Origin of the sequence: Aeromonas sp. LsrichE-8G (assembly GCF_022869435.1) — a bacterium.
GTDB lineage: Bacteria > Pseudomonadota > Gammaproteobacteria > Enterobacterales > Aeromonadaceae > Aeromonas > Aeromonas caviae.
Genome location: NZ_JALIHH010000243.1, coordinates 1 through 22,212, shown reverse-complemented (window position 1 = coordinate 22,212; position 22,212 = coordinate 1). Strand labels below are relative to the sequence as shown.

General features: G+C 59.4%; 21 protein-coding genes and 1 tRNA gene. 10 read left to right on the top strand and 12 right to left on the bottom strand.

From position 1 onward, the window contains the following. The first annotated feature begins 66 nt into the window (after positions 1–66). Positions 67–143 (top strand) — tRNA-Asp (locus MUW49_RS20115). Between the two features lie 147 nt (positions 144–290). Continuing rightward, positions 291–1,127 (top strand): tRNA cyclic N6-threonylcarbamoyladenosine(37) synthase TcdA, encoded by an 837-nt coding sequence (gene tcdA / locus MUW49_RS20110; protein WP_052815000.1) that lies wholly within the window; start codon positions 291–293, stop codon positions 1,125–1,127. Positions 1,128–1,148: 21 nt separating this feature from the next. Here tcdA and MUW49_RS20105 read toward each other — a convergent pair whose 3' ends face one another. Together MUW49_RS20105 and MUW49_RS20100 are read right to left on the bottom strand one after the other, a co-directional pair. Next, positions 1,149–1,583 carry a SufE family protein gene (locus MUW49_RS20105; RefSeq protein ID WP_223945780.1) on the bottom strand — a complete coding sequence of 145 codons (435 nt, stop codon included), beginning with the start codon at positions 1,581–1,583 and terminating at the stop codon, positions 1,149–1,151. Between the two features lie 13 nt (positions 1,584–1,596). Then, positions 1,597–2,817 carry a cysteine desulfurase gene (locus MUW49_RS20100; RefSeq protein ID WP_210556369.1) on the bottom strand — a complete coding sequence of 407 codons (1,221 nt, stop codon included), beginning with the start codon at positions 2,815–2,817 and terminating at the stop codon, positions 1,597–1,599. Between the two features lie 152 nt (positions 2,818–2,969). Between MUW49_RS20100 and rep the strand changes: the two genes are divergently transcribed. After that, positions 2,970–4,982: a DNA helicase Rep gene (rep, locus tag MUW49_RS20095; RefSeq protein ID WP_201872958.1), complete on the top strand. Its 2,013-nt coding sequence runs from the start codon at positions 2,970–2,972 to the stop codon at positions 4,980–4,982. Here rep and MUW49_RS20090 read toward each other — a convergent pair. The 5 genes from MUW49_RS20090 to MUW49_RS20070 all read right to left on the bottom strand — a co-directional run bounded on the left by MUW49_RS20090 (position 4,969) and on the right by MUW49_RS20070 (position 11,162). Then, positions 4,969–7,272, bottom strand: a complete 2,304-nt coding sequence (locus MUW49_RS20090) for a bifunctional diguanylate cyclase/phosphodiesterase (RefSeq protein WP_200163706.1) — start codon at positions 7,270–7,272, stop codon at positions 4,969–4,971. The two genes, rep and MUW49_RS20090, sit on opposite strands and share 14 nt — an antisense overlap. Positions 7,273–7,356: 84 nt before the next feature. Beyond that, positions 7,357–7,809 (bottom strand): c-type cytochrome, encoded by a 453-nt coding sequence (locus tag MUW49_RS20085; protein WP_039041132.1) that lies wholly within the window; start codon positions 7,807–7,809, stop codon positions 7,357–7,359. A gap of 219 nt (positions 7,810–8,028) precedes the next feature. Further along, positions 8,029–9,054 (bottom strand): L-threonine 3-dehydrogenase, encoded by a 1,026-nt coding sequence (tdh, locus tag MUW49_RS20080; protein WP_010672427.1) that lies wholly within the window; start codon positions 9,052–9,054, stop codon positions 8,029–8,031. An 89-nt stretch (positions 9,055–9,143) separates the two neighbouring features. Continuing rightward, a complete protein-coding gene (locus MUW49_RS20075) occupies positions 9,144–10,334 on the bottom strand; it encodes a glycine C-acetyltransferase (RefSeq protein WP_244813123.1) in 1,191 nt (396 codons plus the stop codon). Positions 10,335–10,517: 183 nt separating this feature from the next. After that, on the bottom strand, positions 10,518–11,162 hold the full coding sequence (locus tag MUW49_RS20070) for a TetR/AcrR family transcriptional regulator (protein ID WP_010672429.1): 645 nt from the start codon (positions 11,160–11,162) through the stop codon (positions 10,518–10,520). A gap of 154 nt (positions 11,163–11,316) precedes the next feature. Here MUW49_RS20070 and rfaD point away from each other — a divergent pair, with 154 nt between their 5' ends. Genes rfaD through MUW49_RS20045 form a run of 5 tightly spaced genes read left to right on the top strand, consistent with a single transcriptional unit; the run spans position 11,317 to position 17,060 of the window. After that, the gene (gene rfaD, locus MUW49_RS20065; protein ID WP_039041134.1) at positions 11,317–12,276 is read left to right on the top strand and encodes an ADP-glyceromanno-heptose 6-epimerase; all 960 of its coding nucleotides are present in this window, start codon (positions 11,317–11,319) and stop codon (positions 12,274–12,276) included. Positions 12,277–12,325: 49 nt separating this feature from the next. Then, positions 12,326–14,086, top strand: coding sequence for a polysaccharide deacetylase family protein (locus MUW49_RS20060; RefSeq protein ID WP_244813121.1), 1,761 nt, complete (start codon positions 12,326–12,328; stop codon positions 14,084–14,086). Between the two features lie 6 nt (positions 14,087–14,092). Next, positions 14,093–15,304, top strand: a complete 1,212-nt coding sequence (locus MUW49_RS20055; protein WP_244813120.1) for an O-antigen ligase family protein — start codon at positions 14,093–14,095, stop codon at positions 15,302–15,304. After that, positions 15,301–15,978: a glycosyltransferase family 25 protein gene (locus tag MUW49_RS20050; protein ID WP_223945784.1), complete on the top strand. Its 678-nt coding sequence runs from the start codon at positions 15,301–15,303 to the stop codon at positions 15,976–15,978. The genes MUW49_RS20055 and MUW49_RS20050 overlap by 4 nt, the downstream gene beginning before the upstream one ends. Before the next feature lie 2 nt (positions 15,979–15,980). Further along, entirely contained in the window at positions 15,981–17,060 is a 1,080-nt protein-coding gene (locus MUW49_RS20045) for a glycosyltransferase family 9 protein (protein WP_223945785.1), read from the top strand. On the opposite strand, the gene MUW49_RS20040 is transcribed toward MUW49_RS20045, so the two are convergent. The 4 genes from MUW49_RS20040 to MUW49_RS20025 form a co-directional block, all read right to left on the bottom strand. Continuing rightward, a complete protein-coding gene (locus MUW49_RS20040) occupies positions 17,011–18,075 on the bottom strand; it encodes a glycosyltransferase family 9 protein (protein ID WP_223945786.1) in 1,065 nt (354 codons plus the stop codon). The genes MUW49_RS20045 and MUW49_RS20040 overlap by 50 nt on opposite strands. Positions 18,076–18,290: 215 nt before the next feature. Next, complete coding sequence (locus MUW49_RS20035) at positions 18,291–19,547, bottom strand: PTS ascorbate transporter subunit IIC (protein WP_010635518.1); 1,257 nt, start codon at positions 19,545–19,547, stop codon at positions 18,291–18,293. A 59-nt stretch (positions 19,548–19,606) separates the two neighbouring features. Next, positions 19,607–19,894 carry a PTS sugar transporter subunit IIB gene (locus MUW49_RS20030; protein ID WP_223945797.1) on the bottom strand — a complete coding sequence of 96 codons (288 nt, stop codon included), beginning with the start codon at positions 19,892–19,894 and terminating at the stop codon, positions 19,607–19,609. 32 nt (positions 19,895–19,926) lie between these two features. Beyond that, positions 19,927–20,358, bottom strand: coding sequence for a PTS sugar transporter subunit IIA (locus tag MUW49_RS20025; RefSeq protein WP_244813119.1), 432 nt, complete (start codon positions 20,356–20,358; stop codon positions 19,927–19,929). A gap of 252 nt (positions 20,359–20,610) precedes the next feature. Between MUW49_RS20025 and MUW49_RS20020 the strand changes: the two genes are divergently transcribed. After that, positions 20,611–21,633 carry a LacI family DNA-binding transcriptional regulator gene (locus MUW49_RS20020; RefSeq protein ID WP_041212112.1) on the top strand — a complete coding sequence of 341 codons (1,023 nt, stop codon included), beginning with the start codon at positions 20,611–20,613 and terminating at the stop codon, positions 21,631–21,633. Between the two features lie 265 nt (positions 21,634–21,898). Next, on the top strand, positions 21,899–22,021 hold the full coding sequence (locus MUW49_RS22005) for a hypothetical protein (protein ID WP_010672437.1): 123 nt from the start codon (positions 21,899–21,901) through the stop codon (positions 22,019–22,021). Positions 22,022–22,070: 49 nt separating this feature from the next. Here the strand turns inward: MUW49_RS22005 and MUW49_RS20015 are convergent. Beyond that, a partial coding sequence (locus MUW49_RS20015) for a transposase (RefSeq protein WP_210537842.1) occupies positions 22,071–22,212 on the bottom strand: 142 nt, incomplete at its 5' end.

Sequence of the window (22,212 nt, the reverse complement as noted above, 5' to 3'; positions counted from 1 at the left end):
GGCTGGCTGCGAGGATGACACCTCACAAACAAGCAGCAAAAGATTTAGCGAAAGCTAACCGAATGCGGAGCGGTAGTTCAGTCGGTTAGAATACCGGCCTGTCACGCCGGGGGTCGCGGGTTCGAGTCCCGTCCGCTCCGCCACTACTCAAGAAGCCCAGTCTAACGACTGGGCTTTTTTTCTTTTCCGGCACAGCACTCCTTTTCCCTCACCTCAACACCGCCATCATCCGATTATCGCCCCTGAGAGAGGTTGCCGCTATAATGGCCGCCCTCAAGCAAGGTGGTGGTATGAAAGCAGAGTATCTACAGCGATTCGGGGGCATAGCCCGTCTTTATGGTCAGAGTGCGCTGCGCTCCTTCAGCCAGGCGAAAATCTGCGTGGTCGGGATCGGTGGCGTCGGCTCCTGGGCGGCCGAGGCGCTGGCTCGGGCCGGTATCAACCAGATCACTCTGATCGACATGGATGACATCTGCATCACCAACACCAATCGCCAGATCCACGCCATGCAGGGCACGGTCGGCCGTCTCAAGACGGAGGTGATGGCCGAGCGCATCCGTGCCATCAACCCGGATTGCGAGGTGATCGAGGTGGATGACTTCGTCACCGCCGACAACCTGGGCGAGCATATCAAGCGGGAGTTTGACTATGTGGTGGATGCCATCGACTCGGTCAAGGCCAAGGTGGCGCTGATTGCCTTCTGCAAGCGCAACAAGATCCCGGTGATCGTGGCGGGCGGTGCCGGCGGGCAGATGGACCCGACCCAGATCACCGTGGCCGACCTGGCCAAGACCATTCAGGATCCGCTGGCCGCCAAGGTGCGCTCCGACCTGCGCCGACTGCACAACTTCAGCAAGAATCCGGCGCGCAAATTCGGGGTGGAGTGTGTCTTCTCAACCGAGCAGCTGAGTTATCCGGATGGCAATGGCGGCACCTGCCAGGCCAAGGCGGCCAGCGACGGCAATATGAAGATGGATTGCGCCTCCGGCTTCGGTGCCGTGACGCCGGTGACGGCGACCTTTGGCTTGGTTGCTGCGTCCCGGGTATTGAAGAAGATTGCCGAGCGGGGAGCCCGCGCCGAGAAAGAGGCCGGAAATGAAGGCGCAGGGTCGATTGGCGAAGCCTAATCGACCACTGGACAAGGCGGATTAGACGGCCAGCCCCCGGATTGCCAACACAATAGCTCTGAGCCCGTTGCCCCGCGACGGGCTCAAGTGTTTCTCCAGCCCCAGTTCGGTGAAATAATCCTCCATGTCGAAGGAGTGGATCGTCGCTGCAGATTGGTGGTTGAGCGCCGCCAGTACGATGACGATCAGACCACGCACAATGCGGGCATCGGAATCGCAAGCAAAGTGCCAGTTACCATCCTCACCTTTCTCCCCCTTCAGCCAGGCCTGGCTTTCGCAGCCTTTCAGGCGGTGCTCTTCGGTCTGCCACTCTGCGGGCCAGGCGGGTAGCTGTCTGCCGAGCTGGATGATGAGTCGGTACTGGTTCTCCCAGCCGTGGGCTGCGGCAAACTGCTGGCGGATGGCGTCGGCATCGGGCTCAAGGCCTATGGGGGTATAGGTTGCGAGGCTGTTCATTGGATTGTCTGCCTTAGAAGAAGTCACGGAGTTTGTGCAGGGCGGCCAGCAGGGCGTCGACATCGTCCCGATTGTTGTAGCAGGCCAGGGAGGCACGCATCGTGCCGCCGATACCGAGCGATTCCATCAGCGGCATGGCGCAGTGATGGCCGATCCGCAGGGCTATACCCTGCATGTCGAGCAGGGTGGCGGCATCTTGCGGGTGGATGTCGTCCAGCAGAAAGGAGACCGCGCCGGCGCGCTGACCGGGTTCGCCGACCAGACGCAGCCCTGGCACCTGTTGCAGTCCGGCAACCAGATAGTCGGTCAGCGCCGCGTCATGGCTGGCCAATGAATCCTTGTCCTGCTCCATCACAAAGCCGATGGCTGCGGCCAGGCCGATGGCGCCGGCAATATGGGGGGTGCCTGCCTCGAATTTGAAGGGCAGGGTGTTGAAGGTGGTACCGGCAAAGCTGACCCTGTCGATCATCTCGCCTCCCGCTTGCCAGGGCGGCATCCGTTCCAATAGCTCGGTGCGGCCCCACAATACGCCGATGCCGGTCGGGCCATAGAGCTTGTGACCGGAGAAGGCGTAGAAGTCGCAGCCGATGGCCTGCACATCCACCTCGAAGTGGGCCACTGCCTGGGCGCCGTCGATCAGGGTCAGGGCGCCGACCGCCTTGGCCGCCGCCACTATCTGCTCGACTGGGTTGACGGTGCCAAGGGCATTGGAGACGTGGGCCACACTCACCAGTCGGGTACGTGGTCCCAGCAGGGCGTGATAGGCGGCCAGATCGAGATCGCCCCGCTCATCGAGGGGGATGACCCGGATCACCGCACCGGTGCGTTGGGCGACCAGCTGCCAGGGGACGATGTTGGCGTGGTGCTCCAAGGTGCTGAGCACGACTTCATCCCCCGCCCTCAGCTCGCTCATTCCCCAGCTCTGGGCCACCAGATTGATAGCCTCCGTGGTGCCGCGGGTCCAGATCACCTCGTGGCTGCGGGGTGCATTGATAAAGCGGGCAACCGTCTCGCGGGCGGCCTCGAAGGCACGGGTAGCCCGGCCGCTCAGGGCATGGGCGGCGCGGTGCACGTTGGCATTGTCGGCCCGATAATAGTGCGCGATGGCATCCAGCACCACCTGGGGTTTCTGGGTGGTGGCGGCATTGTCCAGATAGACCAGAGGGTGGCCGTTGACCTCTTGTGCCAAGGCCGGAAACTGGCTGCGCAGCCGGGCGTGCTGTTGCTGGTTCATGCTCCCCTCATATCATCTGGAAAAGTCGGCCATGATCCGGAAAATAGCGGTCAAACACAAGGCGCAGTGGCGGGATATTGCCTGCGGTTTCGGCTGCCTGCGGGATCTCTGTTACAATGCCGCCCCTCATCATAAGCCAAGAGATCCGGCCCATGAAGCTCAACCCCAATCAGAACGAAGCGGTCAAGTTTGTCTCCGGCCCTTGCCTGGTGCTGGCGGGTGCCGGATCGGGCAAGACCCGCGTCATCACCAACAAGATTGCCTATCTGGTACAGCAGTGCGGCTACAGCGCGCGCAACATCGCCGCCGTCACTTTCACCAACAAGGCCGCGCGGGAGATGAAGGAGCGGGTCGGCCAGACCCTGGGTCGCAAGGAGGCGCGGGGGCTGATGGTCTCCACTTTCCACACTCTGGGGCTCGAGATCATCCGCCGAGAGCACAAGAGCCTGAACCTCAAGGCCAACTTCTCCCTGTTCGACGATACCGACCAGCTGGCGCTGCTGAAAGAGCTGACCGAGGCGGAGCTCGACAACGACAAGGACAAGCTCTCGGCCCTTATCAGCCAGATCTCCAACTGGAAGAACGACCTCATCCTGCCGGCTCGCGCCATGCGCATCGCCCGAGGCCCGGAAGAAGTGTTGCTGGCCCAGCTCTATGAGCGCTATCACCGCCAGATGGTGGCCTACAACGCGCTGGATTTTGACGATCTCATCGTGATGCCGACCCTGTTGCTCAAGAGCAACGAGGAGGTACGCACCCGCTGGCAGAACAAGATCCGTTATCTGCTGGTCGACGAATATCAGGACACCAACACCAGCCAGTACGAGCTGGTGAAGCAGATTGTCGGCGAGCGGGCCCGTTTTACCGTGGTGGGAGACGATGACCAGTCCATCTACTCCTGGCGTGGTGCCAAGCCGCAGAACCTGGTGCTGCTGAACGAGGATTTTCCCAGCCTCAAGCTCATCAAGCTGGAGCAAAACTACCGCTCCAAGCGGCGCATCCTCAAGTGTGCCAACATCCTGATCGCCAACAACCCCCACGTCTACGACAAGGCGCTCTTCTCCGAGCTGGACGAGGGGGTGAAGCTCAAGGTGCTGTTTGCCAAGAATGAGGAGCACGAGGCGGAGCGTATCGCCGCCGAGCTGATGGGCCACAAGTTCATGAACCGCACCCGGTTCAAGGATTACGCGATCCTCTATCGGGGCAACCATCAGTCGCGCATCTTCGAGAAGGCGCTGATGACCAACCGCATTCCCTACCGTATCTCCGGCGGTACCTCGTTTTTCTCCCGCACCGAGATCAAGGACATCATGGCCTACCTCAAGCTGCTAGTTAACCCGGATGAGGACACTGCCTTCCTGCGGGTGGTCAACCTGCCGCGCCGCGAGATAGGCCCCACTACCCTCGAAAAACTGGGCCAGTACGCCAACCAGCGCGGCAAGAGCCTGTTTGCCGCCAGCTTCGAGCTGGGGCTGGAGCAACACCTCTCCGGGCGCGGTCTATCCGCCCTGCAGGCCTTCACCAACTGGCTGGTGAGGCTTGGCGATCAGGCGCTGCGCGGCAATCCGGTGGAGGCGGTACGGGACATGATCAAGGAGATCCACTACGAGGAGTGGCTCTATGAGACCTCCCCCAGTCCGAAGGCGGCGGAGATGCGGATGCAAAACGTCTCCACCCTTTATCGCTGGATCAGCGAGATGCTGGAAGGGGACGAGCTGGAAGAGTCGATGACGCTTGCACAGGTGGTTACCCGGCTCACCCTGCGGGACATGATGGAGCGCAACGAAGGGGAGGATGAGGCGGATCAGGTGCAGCTGATGACCCTGCACGCCTCCAAGGGGCTGGAATTTCCCTATGTCTACATGGTGGGCATGGAGGAGGGGCTGCTGCCCCACCAGACCAGCATCGACGAGGATAATGTGGAGGAGGAGCGGCGCCTCGCCTACGTGGGGATCACCCGGGCCCAGACCGAACTGACCTTTACTCTCTGCAAGGAGCGCCGCCAGTTTGGCGAGTCGGTGCGGCCGGAGCCGAGCCGCTTCCTGCTGGAGCTGCCCCAGGATGACCTGGAGTGGGAAAACCAGAAGAAGGTGACGGCCGAGGAGCGCCAGCAGAAGGGGCAGGTTGGTGTCGCCAACCTGCGGGCCCTGTTCAAGAAGGATTGAGGTCGGAAGGCTTGGTCTCTCGAGAAGCCTGACCCAGCAGAGGGGGAATATCGGCTCCCGGCAGCGGGGGCGAGATGTGGCGCCCCTGCCCGAGGGCGCAGCCAAGCTCGATGAGCTTTTGCAACTGCTGCTGATTTTCGATCCCCTCGACCACCAGGGTGAAGTCGAGGTCCTGGCAGATGTCCCGCATGGCGCGGATAAGCGCCAGATCCTTGGGTGAGTTCAACATGCGATGGGTGAAGCTGTCGTCCACCTTGATGTAATCCACCGGGAAGTGAAACAGGGCGTTGAGGGAAGAGAAGCCGGTGCCGAAGTCATCCAGGCTGACCTGGATCCCTTTCGCCCTCAGTTCATGCAGGGCAGTGAGGGAGTCGGCACTCTGCCGGGAGAGCTCGCGTTCGTTGAACTCAAAGATGAAACATGCGGGGATGACACCCTCCTCCTCCATGATGGTGAGCAGTTGCATGATCTGCTCGTGGCTGGCCAGGTGCTTGCCGGAGAGGTTGATGGCTATCCTGAAACGACCGACCCCGGAGGCGGGTTGCCAAAGCTTCAGTTGCTGGCAGGTGCGCTTGAGGATCTGGCGGTCCAGATCCTGAATGAGGCCGCACTGTTCCGCCAGAGGAATGAAGTCGAATGCATCCTTGAGCTCCCCTTCCTCCGTTATCCAGCGCGCCATCACCTCCAGTCCGACCAGGCGGCTGTCACACAGCCTGATCACCGGCTGGAAGTAGGGCACAATCCGCCCTTCCCGCAAGGCTCTGAAGAGCCGCTCTTCCGGTGACCCCGCCTGTTCGGTACAGGCCTCCGAATACATGACGATGCGGCTGCGGCCGTTACGCTTGGCCTGGTACATGGCGAGGTCTGCCTGGTGCAGCAGTTCACTGACATCGGCCGTTTGCTCCGTCACGTTGGCGACCCCCAGACTGACGGTGATGGTCAGTTCGTTGCCCTGGAGCCGGAACGGATGGCCGATACGGCCAATCAGGCGATTGAGCACGGGGCTGATGTCCTCTTCCCGCTGGCTGTTGTCAAGATAGATGACGAATTCGTCCCCTCCGAGCCTCGCCACCATGTCATTTTGCCGGATGCAGCCTTGCAGCCTGCTGCCCAGCTCCTGCAGCAACTGATCGCCGGCACTGTGGCCCAGGGCGTCATTGACCTGCTTGAAGTGATCCACATCGACGAAAATCAGGGTGAAGCCGGCTGTCTGGTAACGGCGGTAGCGGGTCATGGCATGATGCAGGTGATTCATCAGCAGCGCCCGGTTTGGCAACTGGGTCAGCGGGTCGTGCAGGGCATTGAACTGGAGCCGCCGCTCCAGCTCCTGATGATGCTTGAGCCGTTTCTGCAACCTCAAGTTGGTTTGGCGCAGCTGTTGGAGTCGCTGGTTGATGGACTCCTCCGAGTTGAGCTCATCGAGTTGCTGTCGCACCCTTTTGAGCTCCAGCAACAGGGTCAGCTGATGGCGCAGGAAATCGAGGAACAGCCTGTCATCGGTTTCCAGAGGCCGGGTCATGTTGAGGATGAGGTGGGCAAAGTATTGCTGCTGCTGGCGCAGGGGCAGGCTGTACCAGTAAAGTCCCTCTTCATGGCGCTCTACGCTGTTGGTGCTGTGGCACATGGCCCGAATGATGTCATCGTCGTATGTCAGGTGTGGTGGATAGAGTCGCTCCAGTCGCTGGTTTTCCAGCCGGATCAGCAACATGTCGCTGACCGAGAGCATCTGGCGCAACACAGCTTCCAACTGGGCAAACAGGGCATGCTGAGGCAGGTTGTGAGCCAGGCGCATCACTCGGCCGATCTTCTCGATTTTCTCCTGCCACTGGGGATCCCGCTGCATGAGAGGGGAAGCCTGCCCCGCCAGCTGGGTACCGGTCTGGGTTTCGTGCAGGCGTTTGGCCAGGCACTCCAGCAGCAGCCTCAGGGTGGGGGCCTGATCCGGGGTGCTGCGTGCCAGCAACCACTGCACGTCGATATGCTCCACAGGCTGCACGCACCAGCCCTGACCTTCATCGAGCCGGGTGAGCTGTTCGGTGAGGCGAGGTTCTTCCCGTCCCAATTGTTGCTTGAACACGTCGGGAAGCTGATAGGTGTAGCGCCAGTTCAGCCCCCCGTCGGCCAGCCCCAGCATGGCGAAATGTTGCAGAGGGCAGAGTGTGTCCAGCATACCGACCAGTCGGGCGTAATCCTCGGGGGAGGCAATGCCGGGGGCGGGAAAATCCATGATGGAGGAGACGACCGCCAGCAAGGAGTGCGAGTCTGGCGGTGTGGTGGGCTGAACTGACATGCAACACTCCCGAAAAAACTTACCTTCAAGCGTAGTCGGAAGTGATGGGATTGAAAGGGCTGCAAGAGGAGCCCTTTCAATTACTTAGAGCTTGTCGATCATGTAGTGAATGGCGTTCTCGATCTCTTCGTCACTGCAGGTGGCGCAGGTCCCCCGCGGTGGCATCATGCCAGCCTTGCCGGTGAAGCCTTCGATGGCGTGTTTGCGCAAGGTGTCGAATCCCTGGGCGATGCGTGGCTCCCAGGCGGCCTTGTCACCTCGCTTGGGGGCGCCAGCGGCACCGGTATCATGGCAGGCGAAGCAGGCACCCTTGAACACGGTCTCGCCGTCACGTGGGCCGGAGGAGGCTGCCGCAGGCGCGGCCGCCGCGGTCGCAATGCCTTCCAGATCCTTGGCGGTATAAACCTGGCCAACCGGGGCAATACGCTCGGCGATGGCCTCTGTCGACATGTCATCGGCGGCAAGGACGGCGCCGGACAGAGTGGCGGCCGCCATCCCGGCAGCCAGCAAATAGCTCAGTTTTTTCAACACGCTCATGTACTCCCAGCAGGCTCTTATTATCCCCAGAAAACGACGGGATTATAACCGAATAGTTACAGCCATTTAAACGCTTGTGTGTGAAGTGTTAAGCAATCTGCAAACAAAGTGGCAGAGCGGGAAGGGGTGATGCCAAATAAAAAAACCCGGCATACGCCGGGTGTAGTGAGGCTGAACAAAATAGGGCGCGCTGATTGCCCAGGCGCCCCTCGCGTGTCCTCAATCCCAGTTCAGGATCACCTTGCCGGACTTGCCCGAGCCCATGGCTTCGAAGCCCTGCTGGAAGTCATCGATATGGAAATGGTGGGTGATGATGGGGCTGAGATCCAGGCCAGACTGGATGAGGCTTGCCATCTTGTACCAGGTTTCGAACATTTCGCGGCCGTAGATCCCCTTGATGAAGAGTCCCTTGAAGATCACCTTGCCCCAGTCGATGGCCATGGTGGAGGGAGGAATGCCGAGCATGGCGATTTTGCCGCCGTGGTTCATCTTGTCGATCATGTCCTGGAAGGCGCTGGGTACCCCGGACATCTCCAGCCCCACATCGAACCCTTCGGTCATGCCGAGATCTTCCATGACATCGGAGAGCTTCTCTTTGGCCACGTTGACGGCACGGGTGGCGCCCATCTTGCGGGCCAGTTCCAGCCGGTATTCGTTGACGTCGGTGATCACCACGTGACGGGCGCCAACGTGACGGCAGACGGCAGCGGCCATGATGCCGATGGGGCCTGCGCCGGTGATGAGCACGTCTTCACCCACCAGATCGAAGGAGAGGGCGGTGTGCACGGCGTTGCCGAACGGATCGAAGATGGCGGCCAGCTCATCGGGGATGTTGTCCGGCAGCTTGAAGGCGTTGAAGGCCGGGATCACCAGGTATTCGGCGAAGGAACCCGGGCGGTTCACACCCACACCAATGGTGTTGCGGCACAGGTGGGTGCGACCGGCACGGCAGTTGCGGCAGTGGCCGCAGGTGATGTGGCCTTCGCCGGAGACGCGATCGCCGATGGCGAAGCCGCGCACTTCCTGGCCGACGGCGACCACCTCTCCCACATACTCGTGCCCCACCACCATGGGGACGGGAATGGTCTTCTGGGCCCACTCGTCCCAGTTGTAGATGTGCATGTCGGTGCCGCAGATGGCGGTCTTGCGGATCTTGATGAGCAGATCGTTGTGGCCGAGCTCGGGAGCCGGGACATCGGTCATCCAGATGCCGACTTCGGATTTGAGTTTGGAGAGTGCTTTCATGACAGATTCCTCACGGCGCCATGCCGGGTACAGAGGGTAATAAAATGGGGCCCAACCTTGGCCCCCGTTTTAATCAGCCAGCCATGTGATCAAATCACACCGAGCTCGCGACCGATGCGAATGAAGGCATCGATCGCCTTGTCCAGTTGCTCCCGGGTATGGGCGGCGGACATCTGGGTCCGGATGCGCGCCTGACCCTTGGGTACCACGGGGAAGGAGAAGCCCACCACGTAGATACCGGCGGCCAGCATGCGGCTCGCCATCTCGGCGGCCAGTTTGGCATCCCCCAGCATGACCGGAATGATGGCGTGATCGGCGCCGGCCAGGGTAAAGCCGGCGGCGCTCATGCGCTCGCGGAAGTAGGCACTGTTCTCCTTGAGGCGGGCACGCAGGTCGTGACCCTCGGCCAGCATGTCGATCACCTTGATGGTGGCCGAAACGATGGAGGGTGCCAGGGAGTTGGAGAAGAGGTAGGGACGGGAGCGCTGACGCAACCAGTCGATCACCTCTTTCTTGCCGGATGTGTAGCCACCGGACGCGCCACCCAGCGCCTTGCCCAGGGTACCGGTGATGATGTCGACCCGTTCCATCACCTCGCAGTATTCGTGGGTGCCGCGGCCGTTCTCACCGATGAAGCCGACGGCGTGGGAGTCATCCACCATCACCAGCGCGTCGTACTTGTCGGCCAGATCGCAGATGGATTTGAGGTCGGCGATGACGCCATCCATGGAGAAGACGCCGTCGGTGGCGATCAGCTTGAAGCGGGCGCCGTCTGCATCGGCCTGCTTGAGCTGGGCTTCCAGTTCGGCCATGTTGTTGTTGGCGTAGCGATAGCGCCTGGCCTTGCACAACCGCACCCCATCGATGATGGAGGCATGGTTGAGGGCGTCGGAGATGATGGCGTCTTCGGCACTGAAAAGGGTCTCGAACAGACCGCCGTTGGCGTCGAAGCAGGAGGAATAGAGGATGCTGTCTTCGGTGCCGAGGAAGGCGGACAGCTTCTGCTCCAGCTCCTTGTGCTGGTCCTGGGTACCGCAGATGAAGCGCACGGAGGCCATGCCGAAGCCGTGGCTCTCGAGCCCCTGATGGGCGGCGGCAATCAGGTCGGGGTGGTTGGCCAGCCCCAGGTAGTTGTTGGCACAGAAGTTCAGTACCTGCTCGCCACCCACCGCAATCTGGGCCTGCTGGGCCGAGGTGATGATGCGCTCCTGCTTGTATAGCCCTTCCGCCTTGACCTGTTCGAGCTGTTCGGTCAGGTGACGATAGAATCCGTTAGACATCCTCGGTCCTCATTGCTGTATCGACTGTGTTATCAGGATCCCGGGCCGTGCAACCCGCACGGTTCGGCGTCGTCACGGTCGCGACGAAACGCCGACAGACCCTAGAATGGGCGACATTTTACTGTAATCCCTGCGTATAAATTCAAATTTTTATGCTGATAATCAACAATTGTGAAACAGATCTCACCCGGCTGGTTGGGCCAGTTGGTGATAATGTTGCTCCAGTTGATGTATCTGGGGGGCCACCTGTGGCTGCACGTAGGGGCGCAGCAAAAACAGCACCCGCAAGACCCCCTGGTAGAGCAGGGGTTTGGTGATGCGGGTGGCCGGGGCCTGGGCGATCTGGAACGGGATCCAGCAGGTGACGACCATCTTGATGGTCTGGCCGAGATCCGGCAGGTCTTCATCGCTGACGGCGATGATACCGCCTTCGCGCAGGCTTCTGAGCAGCGTCTCCACGGTGGCACGGAGCTGCTCCTGTGCCTTGAGGTATTTCTGCTGCAGCAGCTCGTCGCGACTCAGGATGTCCGGCAGGTTCGCGTAGAAGAAGCGGAACTGCCACATCAAATAGAAGATGGCATCCAGGTAGCCCATCAGATCCTCCAGCCGGATCTCGCTGCTGCGGATCGGAGTGAAGCTGTCGCTCAGGTGGCGGGCGTACTGATCGAAGATGGAGTGGATGATGTCTTCTTTGTTTCTGAAGTGGTAGTAAAGGTTGCCCGGGCTGATGCCAAGGTGTGCGGCAATGTGGTTGGTGGTGATGTTGCGCTCGCCCTGATCGTTGAACAGCTCGGTGGCGCTGTGGATGATCCTGTCTCTGGTCTTCATCGCTGGTCCCTCTGCCGGGCCCGAAGGGGAAAAGTCATCGAGGTCGAATCCCCTTGCGGCCCGTGATAAACTTTTCGGCAATTTCAAATTGGCCCACTATACACAGCTTTAACAGGCAGTCACACGGGGCCACAACGTACGCGAGGCAAACTCCATGATCGTAGTAACTGGCGGTGCTGGCTTTATCGGCAGCAATCTGGTCAAGCAGCTGAACGCTCAAGGACGGACCGATATCGTGGTCATTGATGACCTGACCGACGGCACCAAGTTCGTCAACCTGGTCGACCTCACCATCGCCGATTACATGGACAAGGACGAGTTCCAGGCGCGGATCGTCTCCGGTGACGAATTCGAGGAATGGGATGACGGCATCGAGGTGATCTTCCACGAAGGCGCCTGCTCCGCGACCACCGAGTGGAACGGCAAGTTCATCATGGAGGTCAACTACGAGTACTCCAAGGATCTGTTCCACTACTGCATCGAGCGGGAAATTCCGTTCATCTACGCCTCTTCCGCCGCGACCTATGGCGGGCGCAACGACAACTTCATCGAAGACCCGAGGTTCGAGCAGCCCCTCAACGTCTACGGCTACTCCAAGCAGCTGTTCGATCAGTACGTGCGTCGCTGGATGCCGGAGATCAACTCCCAGGTGGTGGGTCTCAAGTACTTCAACGTCTATGGTCCCCGCGAGCAGCACAAGGGATCCATGGCGTCCGTGGCCTTCCACCTCAATACCCAGGTGAAGCAGGGTGACAATCCCAAGCTGTTCGAGGGCTGTGACGGCTTCCCGGATGGCGGCCAGATGCGCGACTTCATCTACGTGGACGACGTCTGCAAGGTGAACCTCTGGTTCTGGCAGAATCCGCAGCACTCCGGCATCTTCAACTGCGGCACCGGCCGTGCCGAGCCGTTCCAGAACGTGGCGGAAGCCGTGATCAGGCATCACCAGAAAGGCGCCATCGAATACATTCCCTTCCCGGATCACCTCAAGGGTCGCTACCAGAGCTTCACCCAGGCGGATCTCACCAAGTTGCGCGGCGTCGGCTATGACGGCGAGTTCAAGACTGTGGCCGAAGGCGTGGCCGATTACATGGCCTGGTTGAACCGGGCTTGATCCCCCTCTGGCGGGTGGCTCTGGCCACCCGTCGATCGGATGCGCTTGCATGAACATATTGATGGCTCTCTCCCAGCTCGAAGTGACGGGCGCGGAGGTCTATGCCACCACGGTCGGCAACGAGCTGACCCGCCGTGGCCACCAGGTTTTCTACGTCTCTGACACCCTGACCAAACCGACTCTGGGACCGGTCTTTCGGTTGCGCTTCAACAAGCGCAGCATCCTGCGCCGCTTCTGGCACGTCTTCTATCTCATCTATCTGATCCGCAAGCACAGGATCCAGCTTGTGCACGCCCATTCGCGCGCCTCGGGCTGGAGCAGCTACGTCGCCTGCAAGCTGACCGGCACCCCCATGATCACCACGGTGCACGGGCGCCAGCCGGTACACGCCTCCCGCAAGGCATTCCATGCGCTGGGCTACCGGGCGGTGGCGGTGTGCGAGGATATCGCCAGCCAGATCATCGACAACCTGGGGGTGGACCCGGCCATGGTGCAGGTGCTGCGCAACGGCATCGAGACCGACAAGTTCCAGCCCGTGCCGATACCGGACAACGACAAGCCGGTGATCGCCATCATTGGTCGGCTGAGCGGTCCCAAGGGGGAGCTCTGCTACCGGTTGCTGGACGAGGTGCTGGATCTGGAAGCCTGTCGGGTGCGCGTCGTCAGCGGCACCCAGGTGCCGGCGCGTTTTGCGCGTTTTCAGGACAAGGTCGACTTCGTCGGCTATGTGGACGATGTGCCCGCCCTGATGGCGGGCTGCGATCTGGTGATCGGTGCCGGTCGGGTGGCGATGGAGGCGCTGCTGTGCGGTCGTCCGGCGTTTGCCATCGGCGAAGCCAGGGCCATCGGTCTGGTGACTGAGCAGAATCTGGACGAGGCGCTTGCCAGCAACTTCGGCGACATCGGCCCCAGGGATCTGGCCATCGACTTTGCCAGGCTGAAGGCGCAGATCCCCTCGGCGCTGGCCTCCAAGGTGGTGCCAGACCCAGTGCGCCAGCGGATCCTGCAAGAGTATGACTTGCAAGGCGTCGTGACCGGGCTGGAATCCGTCTATCAGGATGCCGTGGTCGAGACCCTGCGCCGGGAGATGCCGGTCATTATGTATCACCGCTTCATCGAGCACGAGAGCGAAAAGGGAGTGCATGGCACCTGGCTCCCGGTCGCCATGTTCGAGAAGCACCTCAAGCTGATGAAGTGGCTGGGCTACGAGACGCTGACATTTGCCGACCTGGTGGAGAACGGGTTCATCCACCGGCTGCAATACGGCAAGAAGTACCTGATGATCACCGTGGACGACGGCTATCGGGACAACCTCACCCGCATGCTGCCGCTGCTGGAAAAGTATGGCTACAAGGCGGTGGTCTATGTGGTGACCGGTGAGGATCACAATCGCTGGGATGTGGAGCACCCGACCCACCCCGATACCCCGGTGACCCTGATGACCCCGGAGGAGATCAAGGCGCTGGTGGCCTCCGGTCATGTGGAGATCGGGGGCCATACCCTGACTCACCCCCGCCTGAGTACGCTCTCCCCAGAGGAGCAGGCCCACCAGATCCAGGCCAACAAGGCCTGGCTGGAGCAGTTGCTCGGCCATCCCCTGATCTCGTTTGCCTATCCTTACGGGGATCTGAACGACAGTGCAAAATCCCAGGCCGTTGCCGCCGGTTATCGCTATGCTGTGGCCACCAACAGCGGCCCCAGAGCCATGCACCGGGATCCGTTCCAGATCCGCCGGATCGCCATCTTCCCCCGCACCGACATGTTCGGTCTGTGGCGCAAGATCCGTGGTAACTATGTATTCAGGAAATAAGTATTGATGTCTATTAAGCCTCTTGAATATCTCGATAAGGTAACAACTGCCGCTTTTGCGCTGACGATTGCATTTTCATTCTGTGGTCTGTTCTTGGTTTCTTCTGGTCAGAGCATCTTGTCGAACTTGTTGGTCGTGTCCAGTGTTCTTGGTCTGCTGAACTATTTTATCGGGGGAAAGAAGGATGTTTTCTTTACCGATCGGCGTCTCGTCTGGGTTTTTGTCTTCTACGCCGCCGTGATCCTGATAAACAGAATTATTCATGGAGATCAGTATGGGGTAATGCGAAGCTTATTGTATGTTTCTGTATTCTCTTTGATGATGCCTAGAAAGAAAATACTGCTCTCGATTGGTTGCATTGCCATATTGAGTGGTGGAATTGGATTGGGTCTATTGAGTCTTTGGCAGCATGAAAATGGTATTGTCAGAGTGGAAGGGTTTACCAATGCAATTTTATTTTCACAAGCCGCCCTTACTTTTATAATTTTGAACTGGTGTCTATTTATTGGGGTGAGGAAGATTGGTTGGATTAAAGTCTTATCAATAATGTCTCTGATAGCTTCCTTACTGGCGCTCTATTTATCTCAAAGCCGGGGAGTTTGGTTGGCATTGGGTGTTATTATTAGTTACACACTTATTTACAAGTCACTCTTCAAACCATGGAAATATGGTGCGGTGGCTTTATTATTTATAATTAGTATGATTGGTTTTTATCATACTAATGCCCTAGTGCAGAACAGAATGGCATCCGCTGTCTCAGATATCAACAACATGGAAGGTGGTGCATATAACTCCTCATGGGGGTTACGTGTGGTGGCATGGGAGAGTGCTTGGCTGGGATTCTTGGATTCCCCTCTGATTGGGGTCGGCACTGACGGTTTTACTGCCGTAAAAGAGCAACAAATCTCACGGGGGCTTGTGTCTCCATTGGTGATGGATCCTGCTCTGGCGCATGCTCATAGCCAGTATATGCAGAACTTGATTATTCGGGGTGCGGTAGGGATTCTGGCTCTAATTATCTTCCTGTTTTACCCAATGAAGCTGATAGTAGAAAAGGCTGGATGGGGTTCCCCATATACCATGATACCGCTATCGTTTGCCGTCAGCGCCTTAAGCGATGTTCCATTTGAGCATCAAAATACGCTGTATCTATATGAGCTGAGCCTGGTTTTCTGCTGGTGTACCATTGAATTCAATATGGAAAAGAAAGCATCATGATCCCTGTATTTGTTATCAGCTTGGTTAGAAGCCAGGAACGGCGTGCCTTTATCAAGCAACATATGGATAGCCGAGCAATAGAGTTTTCATTTTTCGATGCGGTGGATGGCAAGACCCTCCCTGAGGATGAACTGAAGCGGGTGGACTTTCCGCTCGCCAAGCAATTTTGTGGCCATGACCTGAGTTTGGGTGAAGTGGGCTGTGCCATGAGCCATATCCGTATATATGAGATGATGGTTGCCAAAAGAATAGAGTGCTGCATCGTCTTGGAAGACGATATTTATCTGCATTGTCATTTCAAAGCCATCGTATCGCAGGCCATATCGGCATGTCAGTCTGAGATTGTCTTCCTGCATCACGGCAAGGTGAAGTCATGGCCATGGATGAAAAAAATGCCGGAAGGGTATCGCCTTGCCAAATATATCTCACCGAGTCGCAACTCCAAGCGAGGAATAATCTCGGCGGCAGGTTATATACTGACCTTGGCGGGCGCCAAGAAGTTATTGGAAAAAGCTTACCCAGTTCGGATGCCATCAGATTATTTGACCGGGCGGCTGCAACTCAATGGTTTGACTGCTTCGGGCATTGAACCCTGCTGCATGGATGTCGGTTTGTTTGATACCACGATCGATGATCGCAACTATGGTCCGCATGTGACCGATGGCGAGGTTTGATAGTGATCGGTTATTTGCAGCTATTACGTGATCGGGTGCGCAGAGCCCTGGGTATTCTCTTGTTTGACAAGAAGATGCCACTCGGCATCCAGGGGGATATCAAGCATATTTTGGTGGTTCGCTGGGATGCCAAGCTGGGGGATTCCTTTATCTCCTCCTTTTTCTTCCGGGAGCTAAAAAAACTGCCGGGCAACAAGAAAGTGACGGTTATCACGACCCCAGCCCTGGCCAGCCTGTATCGGGATTGTTTCGGGGTTGATGAGGTCATCGAGATCAACAAGCGACCCGGCTACGGTGCTATTGGCAAGATGGTGTCAGCCATTCCCCATGTCGATCTGGTGATACATCTCACCGAGGGGATGAAGATGAAGGATCTATATCTCCTGTACAAACTCTCGTCGACCAATGTTGCCTCCCTCGACGACAGTATCGGACGTGTCAATGTGAAGTTGTCCGAGGCGACGGCGGGCATGCTGTTCCAGGATAAATATCGCTATCTGCTGTCACTGCTGGGTGCGAAAGAAGTAGATCAGAAGTACATGATCCCAGTGGCAGAGAAGGGGAATGTGACCTCGGCCTGTGATGACCTCATCCTCATCAACCCCTTCGGCAGCACTCAGTACAAGTCGTTCTCGCACGCCAAGATGGTTGAGTTGTTGAAGACCTTGGCAACCGAGTTCGCTGCCTATCGCTTCGGAGTGCTCTCTTCACCCGCAACTTATGCTGCGGCGGAGGCCATGCTCAGAGCTAGCGCGGCTAGCAATGTTATGCTGTTGGATGGCGTAAAAACCATAGATAATGCTATTTATTGTGTTCAGCAGTGCATGGCTGTGCTGTCGGTGGACACCGCCATAGTGCATATCGCCGTCGGATTGGAGAAGCCGCTGGTGGCTATCTATCCGCGCCATGGTGAGACGTTCAACCAGTGGTTGCCGACCAGCACGCCGCGGGTCCGGATCCTGTTTAGCGACTCCCCTGGCCTGAATGCCGACATGAACAATGTCGATGACCGGGCCGTCTGCGAGGCGCTAGCTAGTCTGCTGTCCGTGACTGAGCAAGCAGAGCCGCTAGCCGCTGAATAACCAGCTCAGGTGTAATTGAGCGGAACAGGACTTCATCGAAGAAGTCCTTCTCCTGGGTTGGCAGCTGGAAATCCTCTCCCTTGGCATCGAAGATATCGATGGCTTGATAACGGGGGTGGTTCACCGGGTTGGCGATGATCTTGTCGCCACCAGGCGCCACTATGGTCAGCAGCGGTATTTCCAGCGCCTGCGCCATGTGCCGTGGGCCTGTGTCATTGCCGACGAAGAGCTGGCAATGGGCGAAGAGCCCCACCAGTTCCCGTACCGAGCGGGTCTGAACATGGTCAAACACGCTGGCCTGCAGCGCTTCTGGCAGCAGCGGCTTCAGCCCCCGGTTGTACTCCTCTTCCCCCGGTCCGCAATAGACCAGGATCTGGGCATTGTGCTCCTCGATGAGCCACTGGGCGACCTTGGCGAAGCAGTCGATGGGCCAGCGCTTGTAATGGCCGAGTGAGTTCACTCCCATGGCGATGAGTGGCCGGGTCGGGTCGACGCCAGCGGCCAGCAGGGTCTCTCGCCCCCGTTGTCTCTCCGCGTCGCTGAGCCAGAGATAGTAGTTGCGATCCTCCCTGGCGAGGCCGAGGGGCTTGAGCAGTGAAAACCGGTCGTCCACCAGGGTGCTGTTGCCCTGATGCTCGGTGTCATGGCGAAAGCGCACGATGCGGTTGTGGCCCAGGCGCCATGGGAAGGAGTCGAAGCCGATCCGCAGGTGGGCGCCGGAGAAGAGGCAGGTCAGCAGGCCTATCATCTGGCCCTGGCTGTTGATCACTACATCGTAGCGTTCGCGGCGAATGCCCAGCAGCAAATCCTTCATGTAGCGCCACTCGTTGCGGCGCGCCTTCTCGATGATGATCAACCGATCGATGTTGGGGTTTCCCTCTGCCATGCCCGCGCAGTAATCCATGACCAGATAGTGAACTTCCCCGGCAGGGTCGTGCTGCTTGAGGTTGTTGCACAGTGCGGTGGAGATCAGCACATCTCCTATCTGTTTGGTTTGTACTACCAGGTATTTCATGGAAAGGGCCTCGAGCGAGGTCGGGTTGAACGTCAGCGCATCAGCATATCGTACTCCCCTGTCAGATGCTGCCGCTATGGGGTGAAAATCCGATCCCACGCACTGTGTTTGCACATATTTTCGACGTTGTTTGGGCTGGTGGGGCCCGGCTGGCAGTACGGGAGGATGAGCGGGGGCATGGCACCGTCGGCCATGCCCCCGATGGGCAAGAGTGATCAGCGTACGATGAGGCCGAGCAGGATCCCCACCACGCCGAAGTCGGCATCGCTGAAGGTGGTGTTGGCAAAGCCGAGATCCCCCAGCACCGGCAGCAGGAACACCGGCAGGAAGGTGATCAGCAGGCCGTTGGCGAAGGCTCCCAGCAGGGCGCCGCGACGACCGCCGGTGGCATTGCCGAACACCCCGGCCGCCGCGCCGACGAAGAAGTGCGGTACCACCCCCGGAATGATGACGGTGAGCCCCAGCAGGTATAGCAGCACCATGCCCACCAGACCGGCGGCAAAGCTCGACAGGAAGCCGATCAGCACCGCATTGGGGGCGTAGGGGAAGACGATGGGGCAGTCCAGCGCCGGCTTGGCGTTGGGCACCAGCTTGTCGGAGATCCCCTTGAAGGCCGGCACGATTTCGGCGATGACCATCCGTACCCCCTGCAGGATCACGTAGACCCCGGCGGCGAAGGTGATGGACTGCATCAGGGAGAACATGAACCAGTGCTTGCCCTTGGCGACTTCCGATACGTAATCCGCACCGGCAAACAGAGAGGTGATAAGGAAGATGATGCCCATGGTGAAGGAGATGGCCACCGGGGTATCGCGCAGGAACAGCAGGCTCTTGGGTACCTGCACCTCTTCGCTGCTGTGGGCCTTGTTGCCGAACTTGGCGCCGATCCAGCCGGCCAGCACATAGGAGCAGGTGGAGAAGTGGCCGAGCGCCACGTCATCGGAGCCGGTGATCTGCTTCATGTAGGGGTGGGCAAGAGCCGGGAACAGCACCATGGTCACGCCGACCACCAGGCTGCCTACCGCGATCAGCGGGATGCCGCTCATGCCGCCGGCGGAGAGGATGGCCGCCACCATCATCGACATGAACAGAGTGTGGTGACCGGTCAGGAAGATGAATTTCCACGGGGTGAGCCGGGCGATCAGGATGTTCACCAGCATGGCGAAGAACATGATCATCGCCATCTCTTTGCCGAACGACTGCTGGGCGATGGAGACGATGGCCTCGTTGTTTGGCACCACCCCCTTGATGCCGAAGGCGTGCTGGAAGATGGTGGCGAAGTCGCCCAGCGAGTTCACCACCAGGGTGGCGCCGGCCCCCAGGATGACGAAGCCCATGATGGTCTTGACCGTGCCCTTGATGCACTCGGTCACCGGTTTCTTCTGGGCGATCAGGCCGATGAGGGCGATCAAGCCAACCAGCACGGCCGGCTCCGACAGCACGTCAAACATCAGAAAATTGAAAAATTCCATGGTCAGCTCCAAGCAGATGGAAGCGGCGGCTCACCGGCCGCCCAGACAGTTGAAAGGGGTTAGAGTGCGCCCAGCTCGCGCAGGGGGATGGCGAGTTTTTCTTTCATGGCGGCCTTGTCGACCATGTTGTCCAGCGAGACCAGCCGGCCGTTGACGCCCATGCTGACCAGCTGTTCGGCGATGTCGCGGGTGGCGACAAAGATCTCGGCGCTCTCGCTGCCGGCGGAGGCGAGATCCCGGTGATCCACCTCGGCCGTCACGGCCAGCTCCTTGAGAATGCTCTTGATGCTCATCTCCATCATCAGGCTGGTGCCCAGGCCGTGTCCGCATACAACCAGAATCTTCATGTTCTCTTCCTCTGTCGGGCGCAGGGCGCCACTCAATAACGCGCCAGGATGCGCAAGATGTCGTCTTTGCTGGTGGCCGCCACGTCTTCTTCATTCATGAACAGTTCGGCCAGCTGGGCGATGGTCTTCACGTGGGAGTTGCTGTCGCTGGCGGCCAGGGTGACCAGCAGCCGGACCGGGTCGTTGCCCTCGGAGCCGAAGTTGACCCCCTCCTTCAGCACGGTCAGCGCGAGTCCCAACCGGTTGACGCCGTCTTCCGGGCGGGCGTGGGGCATGGCCAGGCCCGGCCCCAGCACGTAGTAGGGGCCGAGCTCCTCGTGGGAGCGATAGAGCGCCGCCACATAGGAGGGCTCTATGGTGCCGTTGGCCAGCAGGGGGGCGGTGGCCAGCTCGATGGCGTGGCGCCAGTCGCGGGCGCCCGCTTCGATGGAAATGACCTCCTCGGTCAGCAATTGGGTCAGCATGGTAGTGTCCGGACTGGATAGGATGGCGCCAATCTAGCGATCTTGCCCTTTGATAACTGTGAGCTTGATCGCGAAAGTTAGCGCTACCAGATAGCGCTAACATTGATCTGTGATAGCGCTATCATTTCTCTCACAGAAGGGATTCATTCTGCCCCTTATCGGCCTCAGAGAAGGTAAAATCCGGTTTGAGCAAATAGTCAGTGCCCCGCTTTTGCCTTAAAGTGAATGCCCGCATGCCGAGGAAGGGAAAGGATGTCAGAAGCGAAAAAACGCCGCAGCACGGGTCGGGTGACCCTCAACGATGTGGCCCAGTTGGCTGGCGTGGGAGCCATGACGGTGTCGCGCGCCCTGCGCACCCCCGAGCTGGTGTCAGACAAGATGCGAGAGCGCATCGAGGCGGCGGTGGATGAACTCGGCTATATCCCGAACCGGGCGGCGGGGGCGCTGGCATCCGCTACCTCCCAGACCATAGTGGTCATCGTCCCCAGCCTGGCGGAGCGCGCCTGCGGTGACATGATTGCCGGGCTGCAGCAGACCCTGCTCGCCGAGGGCTACCAGATCATGCTGGGGGATGCCCAGCACCTGAAGCAGCAGGAGGCCAGCCTGCTCAGCAATTTCCTGCAGCACAACCCGGCCGCCGTGGTGTTGTTTGGGGGCGATCCCGGGGAGGTCATCCGGCAGCGCCTGCAGGCGGCCCGCTTGCCGGTGGTGGAGGTGGGAGCCATGGCGCGCCATCCCATCGACATGAACGTCGGGGTTTCCAACTTCGATGCCGGTTATCAGCTGACCCGCCACCTCATCGAGCGCGGTCATCGCAACATCGGCTTTCTCTGTGCCCGCCAGGAGCAGTGGATGCTGCAGCAGCGCATGCAGGGCTGGCAGAAGGCGCTGCTGGACAACTACCTCTCCCCGGACGCCATCATCAATACCTCTGAGCTGCCAAGTTTTAGCACGGGGGCGGCCATGCTGGGGGAGTTTCTGCTGCGCTGGCCCGAACTGGATGCGCTGATCTGCGTCAACGACGAGCTGGCGGCCGGGGTGCTGTTCGAATGCCAGCGCCGCCATCTGAGCGTGCCGGGCAAGCTCGCCATCGCCGGTTTCGACGATCTGGATGTGGCGCGCGCCTGTCATCCTGCGCTGACTTCGGTCAGGATCCCCTATCACCAGATGGGCAGGGAGGCGGCGGAGCTGATCCTGCGCCAGCTGGCGGGCGAGGAGGTGGCCGGCATGAGCCTCGCCCTGGATTTTCAATTGCAAAAGCGTCAGAGCACCTGACGAGCGATGCCACGACAGGGCGAGGCAAGCATGTTCAAGGCGTTGTGACCGAAGACCCGGTCGGTGCACCGTCGCCCTGCGCGGGAACTGCCAGCCGACGTGTTCGCCCGGTCAATCACCGGGTTGGATCAGAGCGTGGATGCCACCGGAGCCATGACTCCAGGTGGCTGGCTGCACCCTGGTTAAGCTCTGAGCGGAACCACTGGCGAGCCCCATTATTCTGGATAGACTTTGTAGGCCGGTGCACTATCCAAGGAGAATGAGCATGGGTACGCAGACGCCTGATTTCGATCTCGATGATGACTGGGAGCCGGAATCTTGGGAAGACGAGCTGGAGGAGCTGGATGACGAGAGCTGGCAGGACTATGACCCTCTCGACGATCAGTGACTCCCTGTAACGCCTGAGGGCGGGCCTGGTGCCCGCCCGATTTTTTGGTTCATCGCGGCTTTCCGGGGAAGGCCGCCTTGATTTTCAGAAAAAAGTATTCTGAGTCCCTAAATCCATATGCCATGCGCTTTATCACTTTGATCTTGTTGTTCACCCCTTCCAGCACACTCGTGTGCATCGGGTAGTTTGCA